We start from the raw sequence: 11,860 nt of genomic DNA, 5'->3' as shown, positions 1-11,860 counted from the left end.
TTAGCCTTCGGCCACAGTGAGCGGAGTCAGTAAGCCAAAGCAAATAGAAACCATAGCTGGAGAATTCTATGAGCGATCAGATTGAGGAACAACAAAACGCTGTTGAGGCCAATCGTGAGTACTTGGTGGTGGAATTATTTGCCGGCGCAGGCGGGTTGGCGGTGGGGTTGGAGAAAGCCGGACTGCGGTGTGTTGCGCTGAACGAGATTGATAAATCCGCTTGCCAGACGCTGCGTAAAAATCGCCCACATTGGAATGTTTTGGAGGGGGATATCCGCAATTTCGATTTCTCCCAATATCACAATGCTGTGGATGTGGTTACTGGGGGATTTCCCTGCCAAGCATTTAGCTATGCAGGAAAAAAATTAGGGCTTGCGGATGCACGTGGCACGCTGTTTTATGAATTTGCCCAGGTGGTTCGTGCGGTCAATCCGCTTATGTGTGTGGGCGAAAATGTGCGGGGCTTAGTAAGCCATGATAATGGCCGAACTCTGCAAGGGATGATCTCAATTTTGGATGAAATCGGTTATCGCGTGGTTCCGGTGCAGGTCCTAAACGCCGTCCAATATAAAGTCCCACAAAAAAGAGATAGGCTGATAGTGGTAGGAGTCCGAAAAGATATTCCAATTACGTATGAGTACCCGAAGCCATACAGAACAACCTACACGCTGCGCGATGCCTTAAAAAAAGGAGCGTTGTTCAATTGTGATGTCCCTGATTCGCGAGGAGCTGCCTATCCAGAAAGCAAGAAAGTGGTGTTGGATTTGGTTCCACAAAAGGGGTATTGGCGCGATTTGCCGGTGGATATTCAGAAAAAATTTATGGGGAAGAGTTTTTATTTGGGCGGTGGTAAAACCGGAATGGCGCGAAGAATCGGCTGGGATGAACCATGCTTAACGCTTACGTGCAGCCCCGCACAAAAACAAACAGAGCGTTGCCACCCAGACGAAACTCGCCCATTTACCGTGCGCGAATACGCACGCATCCAAACATTCCCCGATGATTGGGAATTCGCAGGTTCAATGGCGCAGCAGTACAAACAAATTGGCAATGCCGTACCCGTGAATTTGGGAAGAGAAATCGGGTACTCGATAATTAAATTTCTCAACGCTTTTTATGAGAAATAATCATCGTGAGTACGGCGTGCAATTTTATGCCGAAAAAAAATCAGATGACGAAATTTTGGAACGCCCCACTCACTTCCCCTGAACCCTCTGGAAATCAACTCTGATGCGGCGTTTTTCGGAGAGGTCGTTGCCACTGGTTTCGTCCACGCTGCCGCTTACTGCGCGCCAACGGAGCAAGCCCTGTTCCATCATTCTGGAATAATCGCCGCCACGTTTGCGGAACTCACCATCAAGGTAGCTGACGGCGTAGTAAGCGCGCAATCCCGCCAGCTTCACGTTGTCCAGTGCCTCGCCGGTTGCAATGGTCATCTCTTGCGTGCCATCGGGGTTCAGGAAGGTGACGGGAGCCTCCATGTAATTCCCCAAAATTGGCCGCGGGTCCGCATATCCATGCACGGTGATCTCCAGAATTTCTTCCGGCTTTTTCACTTTCAAGAATGTCGGAAAATATTCGCTGGTGCAGCGGTTCACAAAATCCCCCAAAATTCCCTCCACCCGTTCTGACATTTTCTTGTATTGGTTGTAGGCCGCTTGATCCGCTGCCACATCGGCAATGTAGGTTAGCCCTTTCAGATCGCCGTCGCGTTGGCGTTGGCGTAAATCGTCCAGCACCTCTATCGTGTTCATCCGGTAGTATCCGCTGACGAACAACGGCACGTTGACCCCTTCGATATTGAAGACAATTTGCGGCGGCGGTGGGGGGGGGGGTGGCGCAGGCTTCCCAACGTTCACCGTAAGGTTGATTGTGGTATCCGCCGGCAGCATTGGGATCTCCGCACGGCGCGTTCCCGGGTAGCCGTCGGCGGTTACTTCAAAGCGGTAGCCAATCCCCGAGGGCAATTCTTTCCTGATGCCGCGCTCACCTTCGGCGCGGTCGCTGGCTATCTGTTTGCCTAACCGTGCTTCCGTCACCTTCACGTTTCCGCTCACTGTGCGGTTGGCCACGGTGTCCATGATGGTTAGCTGAACCATGGTGTAGCCGGGGGCAAAAATATTTGGCGCGGCTTCATATAAATCAAAGCCCCCGTGGCCGCCGTCGCGGTCGCTGACGAACAGGCAGTAGGCGCGGCTGGCTCCGTAAAAGAAGAGTTCGTTGGCGGAGGTGTTAATCAGCGATCCTAAGTTTTCCGGCGTGCTCCATTCCCCCCGTGCATTCCGTTGGGTGACGTAGAAATCGGCACCGCCGAAGCCGCCGCTGCGGTCGCTGGCAAAGAAAAGCGTCCTTCCGTCGGGAGCAAGGAACGGCGAGACTTCGCGGTCCTGGCTGTTGACCTGCGGTCCCATGTTGCGTGGCGGGCCAAAGCTGCCGTCGCTGCGGCGTTCGCTGATGTACAGGTCCTTGTGGTCATCGCCGTTGCTGGTGTCGCCGCTGAAGATGATGAAGCTGCCATCCGGCGCAATCGTTGGCTGCGACTCCCACCGCCGCGTATTCACCGCAGGGATCGGGCGGACGTTGCTGATTGCCAGGCCATCGTGCGAGATGTCGAACAGATAGATGTCGGAGTCAATCAGGTCCGCATCGTCCGGCTTGTCGCGCTTCCCGCTTGCCATGATTCCGATTGTTGGGACGTTCAGTTGGCTCATCGCCTCATCATCCAACTGGTACAGCTGCGTTAGTGCCGGAAGCGGTACGCTCAGCACGCCATCGTCAACATCGGTGTTGACCCCTTCGCTGGGGACTGGTTCTGGCACGCCCCATTCCCCCATTTCCCACTTGCTTCGGTAGAGTTTTGCTTTGCCGGTGCGCGAAGTGGTGAAGTAGAGCCACCGCCCGTTTGGGGTGACAAACGGCGCGTAATCATCCTCGTCCGAGTTCAGCACCGATGCGTTGCGGATGCGGAAGTTGGCGGTGTCCGGCTGGGCGTACGTTGCGGAAAAAAGAAGGAACCACAGGGGCATGGAGAAGAGAGGGAGGAACAGAAAGGAGGAACGACGCATGGAGATGTTAGGAATCGGTTGTCGGGAATCGGTTTGTCGGTTGCCGCAAGTTTTTCTTCTTCACGAATGGCTCTGGGCGAAGGCTGCGGGCGTTCACCCGGCGCGCCCTCTACTCCCCCAAATTGTACAGGATGCTGAAGGTCCCCACAATGCCGGTTTGCTTCAGCTTATCGGGGCTGGCAAGGGCCGAGGTTAGGGGGAAGCTGTAGAAGACCTCTGGGTTCAATCCAAATTTCCCAATCCGAAGGATGAAGCCGGCCCCGCCGCGAAGGTCGAACGCGAACTGCTGGTACTGCTGGAACGACGCGCCATCCACCAATCCTTGCTCGGTGGTTCCGGTGGCAACGTAGGTGAATCGGGAGGGGCTTTTTATCCGCTCGGTGTAGTCGTAGGAACCATCCAGCAGCAGGCTGGCCGATGGCCCGCCGCACAGATACAGCCCCGTGCGGGCTATCTCGATCCCAACCAATGGGTCGAACGTGAAGGTTGCCATGGTGGCATCCACCTGTGCTTCCTGCGAAAGCTGAACAATGGCGTTCGCTTCGTCGCGCACTGGCTCGTCGGGAAGCGGCGTAAGGAATGTGCCGGAGCGGGTTTCGTACCGAATCCGTGGCGAAAAAAAGAACCAGCGGTTGAAATAGAGCATCCCTTTCACCCCACCCACCGGCCCGGTGCCTTCGCCATCGGTGAAGAGCGCGCAGGGGAGTTTGGAGTCGGTAACGGTGAACGATGCTTCGTTGGTCCATTGGCCGTAGCCCCCTTCAATTCCAACAAAAAGGGGAAGGATGGGACGCTGATAGAGCAGGATGTCGGTGCGCCGCCCCCCTTGCGCCTGGGCAGCAACGGCCAGAACCAACGCCAGCAACAACGTGGCAACACAACGGCAAATGGATTGAGCAAAGTACGGCATGGGATCGGTTGTCGGGAATCAGTTGTTGGTCACTTCAGTTCAATGTTGTCAATATTGCCCATCTCAGTTTCGGCCCACCACAAACTTCCGCATGGCGATCTCCCCGGCTGGCGTGCGTGTGGTTAGGTAGTAGCTTCCCGGGGGAAGCTGGCGAACGTCCAGGGTAAGCGTGCTGTTTCCTGCGGGGAGCGTGTGGCGCGTGGTTGGCCCCACCGTTGCCCCGCCGGTGTTGAATATTTCAACAAACAGTGCCGATGCGGCGGAGGACTCCACCGGCAAGGTGATGGCATCGTCCACCGCTGGGTTCGGCAATGGCTGGCCAACGCTGATTTTCGTAACGCCCCCCCCAGCCTGCACCGGCTTGAAGGAGCGGAAACAGGTGCTGTCCAGAATCACGGTGCCGGCATTTTTCAGAAGCATCTTCGGGTTGCCGTCGTCGAACTGGCCGGCGGTAAGCTCAACAAGCGTGGCAAGTGTGTCGCCGCGAAGGATGTTGAAATCAAGCAGCGCAAGCTCGCCAGCGGTTGGTAACGCGCTGCCGGTGACGGTGATCCCAACGGTGGCGTAGCTCCCCTGGTACGTAACCGGCTGGGTGATTGCCACCGTGGCAGCCCCGGCCGACATCCCCGGGCGGACCCCAACAAGGTCCAGCATTGTTCGGTTCCAGCGGAGTGAGTAGGTGATGGTTCTCACTTGATAAAACTGCAAGGCGGTGTCGCCATAAATTGGAAGCGTCACCTGTTGGTCAATCGCGCCGATGCGTTCGTCGGTGATGCGCAGGTTTGCCCGCCCGTATCCGGTTCCCGCAAGTGCCCGGAAAATTGGCTGGCCGCCGCAGTTGTTGTAGCCAAACCGGACCTTCCCGCCACGTCCGCGAAGTGCTTTTGGAGTGAAGCATATCTCAACATCCACCTGGCGGTTCTGGCGAACCTGCACCGGGAAAGTGCTGTTCGGCTTTAAGAAAAATTCATTGGTGGGATTGCCAAGCATATCGGTGAACTCGATGCTGTCCACCAATGCTTCCCCTTCCCCAACGTTCGTTAGGGTGATGGTTTGGCATATCGTGTCGGCGGTTCCTTCGGCATAGACGTAGGTGGAGTCGAACACCAGATCGCGGTCCGCCTCCACCCGGGGTGAGGTGATGCGGATTGCGAACGGTTCGCGAACCTGGTTCCCCCGGCTGACGATATCGGTGATCTTTTCAAAAGCAAACTGTAGGCTGTCGCAGTCCTCGGCCTCGAACGTTTCCCCCCCGGTTTGCTGCGCCATGTCCCCCAGATACTTGCGGAAATCAGCCCGATCCTGCGGGCGGGGAAACGCCGCAATGCCGATGCCGATGGTGAAGACCTGAACCCCAGCAGCATTGGCAGCGGAAACGATGGAGGGGACGGAGAAGTTCGCGCGGTCGGCGGCATCCGCTTGCCCGTCGGTCAACAGCACAAGGACCTTGTTCGGCAAGGGGCTTTTGGCCAGGGTGTCGAGCATTCGCATCACTGCGCGCCCGGTTTGCGTTCCGCTGATGGTGTTCAGAATCGTTGTGCTGACGGCGTTCACCGCTGCGGTGCGGACCGCGTCGGTGACGTTGCGGAGCGAGAAGAAGTGGTCAATAAATGGGAAAGCATCGGTCCCGCTGTATCGGCTGATCGCTATCTGATCCTGAATCCCCAAACCAGGAAGATAGAGGAGGGTGTTGGAAAGGAAGTTCATGGCCTGCAGCCGCGCTTGCTCCACCCGTTTTGTGGTGGTGCTGCCGCATCGCATTGGGTCCTCCATGCTGCGGCTTACATCAATCACAAGGCCGAAGGCGATGGAGGTGCGGGTGTTGCTTTGCATCAGCAGCGTGTCGCGTATGGTTCCGGTGGTGTTGGCTTCCACGCAGACCTTCACGATCCGCTGACCATTTTCGGGAATCAGGAACGGCAGGGTGATTGGGGTGACGGTTGTGTCAATGAAATAGCCAGCGTTCCCCAGCACCCAGCGGAGCTGCTCCATGTTCAGCGGTGCGTTCCCGACGTTGCTTAGCGTCAGGTTCACGCAGCGCAACCCGCCGCAGGGGACGCTCTCCAGATTCGCTTCGTTCAACCCCGATTTGCTTGGCCGCAGCACCGCCCCGGTCCCGATAATATTGGTGCTGCCGTTCATCCCAAACTGAATCTGGATGCCGCACCCCGAGGGGATCAGGACCGACTCGGAATAGACACCGCTCTGCTTCGGTTCAAAAGCGATGGTAATCTGCACCGAATCGCCAGCGGGGATGGTGATTGGCAGCGGGGTGACAAGGCGGAACGGAGCCGGAAACGACAACGCCCCGGCGGCAAACGTGATTGGGCGCTCGCCGCTGTTTTTAATGAAGATGGTGCGGTTCGACGCGCCCCCCGATGCTGTCCGGGGGAAGTTTATCACCGATGGAATAAGCTCCAACGCTGGGGCGATACCGTCGCCGGCCAAGCGAATTTTCAGCGTGTCGGCCCCGGTTGCGTGCGCCACAACGATGTACAGGGAATCGCTAATCGCCCCCCGCATCGTTGGGTGAAAGCAGATGGGAAAGCGGAGGGTATCGCCGCGCCCAATCGTGTCGGTGCTAACAGCGTAGGGGGTGCTGAAGCTGGTGCTGTCGGTTATCCAGACTTGGGTTACTTGCCGTGCCGTTGTGTCGGGGTTGATAATTGGGAAGGCAAGGCAAGAAATGGAGTCGCAGGGGGTTTCCGGAAACAGCAGCAATATCTTTCCCTGCGCACTGCTCTGCTGCTGAACGGCAAGCAGAAGCAGGAGAAGGAAGAAGGCGTACAGACGTTTCATAATTCCGTTAGCGCAGGGTATGGCGTACACGATGACTGGGAAAAGAATGCCTACAGGAAAATGCTGAGAGAGGGAGCGGAAAGGCGAAGATACACCACTTCGGTGCGGTTCTCAATATGCAAAGCTGGCATCCCAAAAAAATTGCTGGAATGGAACACCGAACCTTGCAAGAAGTTAGCGAAGAAGTTAGCGGTGGATGGAGGTTCCCACCTCTCTTTTCCTTTCCCTCAAGTACGGAGACTTTACTGTAGATGGAGGTCACGGGGTGGGGGGTGAGGTTGGGTGGGAACGGGCGGCTTCACTCAGATACCGCCGCGCCCCCCTGCTTCGCCGCAAGCGACGAAGCGTCCCCCCAATGCTGGGGGGAAATAGGTTCTAGAAAAATTCCTTTCTCTCCGAAATCCACGCCATTTCTGCCGGCTCCTCCCCCAGAATTGGGGGAGGCGGGGAGGGGGCTGCTGCGGTGGCGGGTTGGGAGGTTCCAGCGTGTGTGGTATCACCCCCACCGAACCCTCCCCCACTGGGCAGGGGGAGGGAAGATGACGCCGAAGGCTAAAGACCTTTTATCAATCCCGATTCATCGGGGCGGCTACCCTCTGTGGCCGTTGCTCCTGGCATAAACCACCAAGCCCTCAGCCTGATGTAGGCCGGGGGCTTGGTGAATGTTGGCGGAAAGAGAAAGGGCGAAGGGAATCGCGCAGGGGAAGGCGCGTTAATCCCCCACAATGATTTGCCGAACGGAGGTGCGTCCACCCTGGCGCAGCCGCAGCAGGTAGGTTCCGGCGGCAAGCCCCGTTGTCTGGATTGTGGCTTGGTGGAGGCTGCTTGGAAGCTGCGTATTTCCCAGCACCTGTTGGATCCGCTTCCCTTGCAGGTCGAACAACTCCATCGTCACCGGCTCCGTTCCGGTGGTGCGGAACTGCACCGTTCCGGTTCCAAATAATGGATGGGGGAACACCGTGGCGATGCCGAACCCGGTTCCACTCTCCGGCTCGGTCGCGACTCCTGATGGTGGTTCTTCAACGGCAACGCTCCACACCGGGGTTTGCTGGCGTGCGGTCATGTTCAGCACGGCAAAGGTGATTCGCTCGTAGGTGGCGGTGTCGCCAAACACAATCGGCAATGCCGGGTTGACCTCCCGAATCTCGCTTGGTGTGTTGCTTCCGTTGGTATAAGCGATTGCCATCACCGCAATGTTTGCCCCGTTGCTAAACGTCAGCTTGACGACCCCGCCCGGCTTGGTGAAGGTGTAGTAGCTGATACCGAATGGCTCCAATTTTACCGAGATATTGGTGTCGGGGACGTTGCTGCCGGTCCACGTGGTGGCTTTTGCGCGTGTGGAGTTGCTGCCAACCAAGCGGAACTTGAACCGGTATTGCGGTTCGGCAGTGCTGGACTGAACATAGAGTGCGGCGGAGAAATTTTTGAGGATGGATTGCCACGTGATATCGGTCCGGCCAATCTTTTGCAAGGCTTCGTCCACGCGGGCCATGCTGTCGCGGCTTGCGCCGGCAAACTCGTACAGGAACCGCTCCCCGAACTGCTCCGATAGATAATGCACCCACGTCATGGCGCGGGTGTAGTCGGCCAGCAGGTTTGCGGCTTGGCTGGTGTTTCGGGTCCAGCGGAACATCGGGACGTTGGTGTTGTTCAAGTAGCTGGCATCGCGGCGGCTTGAGTAGCCGTTCAGGATGCTGGCAACCTCGCTGCACCCTTCGTTCAGAAAGGTGATGCTGTTCCGCTTGCGGGCGTAGTGGATCAGGTGCTGATACTCGTGGGCAATGGTTCCCAGCAGTCCGTCGGTTCCCCCTTGCAGCCCCTCGTTGGAATCAATGTACAGCAGGTTCAGGCCGTTGGAGAAGGGAACCACCGAGGGGTCGGATTGGTCATTCGGGGAGAAGAATCCAAGCACCGCGCCATTACCAGAAAACCCATCCTTCACGTCGTAGAACAGGAAGTCGGTGACGTAATCGTTGGAGTAGCGGTTGACCGGTGGAATGCCGAACACCTCCTGGTCGTTCTCCAGCATCCCTTTTGCGGGATTGCGCGATGATGGCCCGGTGATGGAGTCCAGTGCCTCCGCCATTTCAAGAGTGATTGCTTGCGTAATCCGTGCGGTGTCCTTCAGGTCCACCCACAACCGGAAGTACTTCCCCTTGTAGGTCAGAACGCTCTGGATCGTGGTGAAGGAAGCCTCCACATAATCATAGGTGATGAAATCTTTTCTGGTTCCAATCGGAACATCCACCAAGTTGGCTCCCAACAGCCGTGCGCTGTTTTTGGCTCCGGACATAATCCGCGCGTACTCCGCCGGACGAAGCTGCGCGGTGCGGGCAAGTGCTTGGTTGAAATCCACCCCTTCCAGCAAATCGGTTCCGCACAGGTGGCGTGTGGATGGAGCATCGGTGGGATCGCTATCGCCCACCGATTGCGCCCGCAGCGTGGCCGTGGCAACAACAAACATGGCGATGGCAAAGGCAGCAAAAAGCAGAACGCCGCGACGGTAATGAAGCATGGAGACTGTGAGAACGTGAATGTGCAGTTAATCCGACGGAAGGAGCAAAGGGCCGCTTGCAAAAGGGAGGGGGGAAACCCTCCGTTGAAAACGATCCCAACCATAGCGTCAGCCAACGACGCGGCGGCGGTGGCGGATGTTGTTCCCTGTCCCGCAACAACATGTGTAACCGCTGCGGCCCCTTCCGCCATACCATAACGATGCAGCCCAGGCATCGGAAGGTCACGGCGAAGGATGTTTCAGGGAGTGAGAGGGAGGCCGATGGGCCGGCGATGGCAGGAACACAAGAAGCAGGCTTAGGCCCGCCGCCACCACTCCAGAAATAATGAACGGAACCGTGCCGCCTCCGCTCCCGATACCCCAGGCGGCTCCGGTCCATGAGCTTGCCACCAGCGCGGCAAGGCTGGCACACATTGTTTGCAGGCCCAGAGCAAGGCCCCGATTTTCGTTCGGCACAAGGTCGCTAACCCAGGCTTTGCTGACCCCTTCGGTCAAGGCGGCGTACAGGCCGTACAGGCCAAACAGTGCCCACAGCATCGTGTGATCCGTGGCGATTGCAAAGCCACCATAGACCAGGGCAAACAGCAACAATCCCACCCCTATCGTCAGCCGCCGCCCTATCCTGTCGGAAAGTCGCCCCGCGGGGTATGCGGCCAATGCGAACACCAGATTGTAGCCGATATATCCAGCAATGGCAGCCACGTCGCTGAACCCCACTTCCCGGGCACGCATGATAAGAAACACATCGCTTGCGTTCACCAATGCGAACGCCGTAAGTACCCGCAGCAGTTTGCGGTATTGCAACGGAGCTTTGGCCCAAAAAAGAAGCAACTGCCGAAGTGGTGGCTGCGGCTTGGTGGCCGCAAAGGTGGGTTCCTTAATGGCCAGCGTTAGCAGTGCGGCAAGAATTGCGGGAAGGGTTGCCAGCAAAAACAGCGTGGCGTAATCGCCGGGATGCTGCCACAGGTAGAGCAGCGCAATCACCGGGCCAATCGCCGCGCCCGCAGTGTCCATCCCGCGATGCAGCCCGAAGGCCGCGCCCCGATGCTCGGGGGTGGTGTATCCGGCCAGCAGTGCGTCGCGCGGTGCGGTGCGGATACCTTTGCCAATCCGGTCCATCACGCGCGCGCCAAGCACCCCGCCAACGTTGGCCAGCAACGCGGGAAGCGGCTTGCTTACTGCCGAAATCGCATAGCCGAACGTCACAAACGGGCGGCGCTTCCCTGCGGCATCGCTTAGCATCCCAAAATACCCCTTCCCTATGCCCGCCACTGCTTCGGCAATTCCTTCAATCACCCCCAACCACACCATGGAAGCGCCCACAATAGTGGTTAAGTACATTGGCCCCACTGGATAGAGCATTTCGCTGGACATATCCATGAACAACGAGACAAGGCCAAGAACGATAATGGCGCGTGGAAATCGCGTAAGCATAGATGAACTTCCGTGCTGACAAAGATGAATGGCGGGCCGCAGGAGCCACGCCCGCCGCAACAATACCAAACTCTTTCTTGAAGCACCTCGGCAATATTTTTGCCGCGCCACGGGAAGAACAAAAGATGCAAGCGCAGGGGGCATTGCGCAGCGGCAACCGTGGCGGGTTCCGGCATCTATCACACTCGGTCAATCACACGCGATCAATCACACCTATGAGCGTACTCAACAATCGCCTGCAACAGTTCCGACTGCTTGCTTGGGTCGAAGGCCTTTCCTACCTGTTCCTGCTTCTGGTTGCCATGCCGATGAAGTACTTCGCCCAGCAGCCAGCGTGGGTGCAGGTTGCGGGGATGATCCACGGTGTGCTGTTCGTTCTGTTTTGCATCAGCGCGGTGCAGGCGACGACGCAGCTTGGCAAACCGATGCGCTGGCTGTTCCGCGCCGTGCTGACGGCGTTCATCCCGTTTGGAATGGTGCTGCTTGACCGTTGGATGGAGCTGCCACAGGAATCCGAAGCGTAGCCCCCAGAACAGACATCCATTACCTGAATCGCAAACCATGCCCGCATCCTCACGGAAATTCTGGCTCCTAAAATCGGAACCCGATTGCTACTCCATTGACGACCTTCAGCGCGACGGCCAGACCTTCTGGTCCGGGGTGCGCAATTATCAAGCCCGCAACTTCATGCGCGACCAGATGGAGCTTGGCGATGGAGTTTTGTTCTACCACAGCAGCGCCGAACCGCCGTGCGTTGTGGGCCTTGCCGAGGTCTGCCGCCGGGCCTATCCCGACTTCACCGCGCTGGACCCCGACGACGACCATTTTGACCCGAAACACACCCCCGACAACCCAATCTGGATGATGGTGGATGTGCGCTTCGTCAGGAAGTTCGGCCAACCGATCACCCTTGCTGAAATTAAAGCAACCCCGGGGCTGGAAGCGATGGTGCTGACCCAGCGCGGCTCGCGGCTATCGGTCCAACCGGTGACGGCTCAAGAATGGGAGATTGTGACCGGGATGAGAGACTGAGGTGGGTGAGAAGAAGCGGAGGGATTGGGCGCAATCTTGAGTTCCGGAATCTTGAGTTCCGCAACCGCAGAGAGCAACGCCGCCCGGTGCTGACGTACGGCATCG

Annotated in this window: 8 protein-coding genes; 3 read left to right on the top strand and 5 right to left on the bottom strand. The window is 57.7% G+C overall.

Translation table 11 applies throughout. The annotated features are described in order from the left end of the window. The first annotated feature begins 68 nt into the window (after positions 1-68). Positions 69-1,127 carry a DNA cytosine methyltransferase gene (locus tag IPM61_04770; GenBank protein ID MBK8910624.1) on the top strand — a complete coding sequence of 353 codons (1,059 nt, stop codon included), beginning with the start codon at positions 69-71 and terminating at the stop codon, positions 1,125-1,127. Positions 1,128-1,196: 69 nt separating this feature from the next. Here the strand turns inward: IPM61_04770 and IPM61_04765 are convergent, their stop codons facing one another. From IPM61_04765 to IPM61_04745, 5 genes are all read right to left on the bottom strand, one after another. Continuing rightward, complete coding sequence (locus IPM61_04765; GenBank protein MBK8910623.1) at positions 1,197-3,065, bottom strand: PD40 domain-containing protein; 1,869 nt, start codon at positions 3,063-3,065, stop codon at positions 1,197-1,199. 109 nt (positions 3,066-3,174) lie between these two features. Beyond that, complete coding sequence (locus IPM61_04760; GenBank protein MBK8910622.1) at positions 3,175-3,975, bottom strand: outer membrane beta-barrel protein; 801 nt, start codon at positions 3,973-3,975, stop codon at positions 3,175-3,177. A gap of 63 nt (positions 3,976-4,038) precedes the next feature. Beyond that, positions 4,039-6,774: a choice-of-anchor D domain-containing protein gene (locus tag IPM61_04755; protein ID MBK8910621.1), complete on the bottom strand. Its 2,736-nt coding sequence runs from the start codon at positions 6,772-6,774 to the stop codon at positions 4,039-4,041. 712 nt (positions 6,775-7,486) lie between these two features. Continuing rightward, entirely contained in the window at positions 7,487-9,289 is a 1,803-nt protein-coding gene (locus tag IPM61_04750) for a T9SS type A sorting domain-containing protein (protein MBK8910620.1), read from the bottom strand. A 222-nt stretch (positions 9,290-9,511) separates the two neighbouring features. After that, positions 9,512-10,723 (bottom strand): MFS transporter, encoded by a 1,212-nt coding sequence (locus IPM61_04745; protein MBK8910619.1) that lies wholly within the window; start codon positions 10,721-10,723, stop codon positions 9,512-9,514. A gap of 215 nt (positions 10,724-10,938) precedes the next feature. Here IPM61_04745 and IPM61_04740 point away from each other — a divergent pair, with 215 nt between their 5' ends. Together IPM61_04740 and IPM61_04735 are read left to right on the top strand one after the other, a co-directional pair. Then, positions 10,939-11,247, top strand: a complete 309-nt coding sequence (locus IPM61_04740) for a DUF3817 domain-containing protein (GenBank protein MBK8910618.1) — start codon at positions 10,939-10,941, stop codon at positions 11,245-11,247. 37 nt (positions 11,248-11,284) lie between these two features. Then, on the top strand, positions 11,285-11,755 hold the full coding sequence (locus IPM61_04735; GenBank protein MBK8910617.1) for an EVE domain-containing protein: 471 nt from the start codon (positions 11,285-11,287) through the stop codon (positions 11,753-11,755). Positions 11,756-11,860 lie beyond the last annotated feature (105 nt).

Source organism: Chlorobiota bacterium (assembly GCA_016710285.1).
Classification (GTDB): domain Bacteria; phylum Bacteroidota; class Ignavibacteria; order OLB7; family OLB7; genus OLB7.
This window is presented reverse-complemented; position numbering and strand designations above follow the sequence as displayed.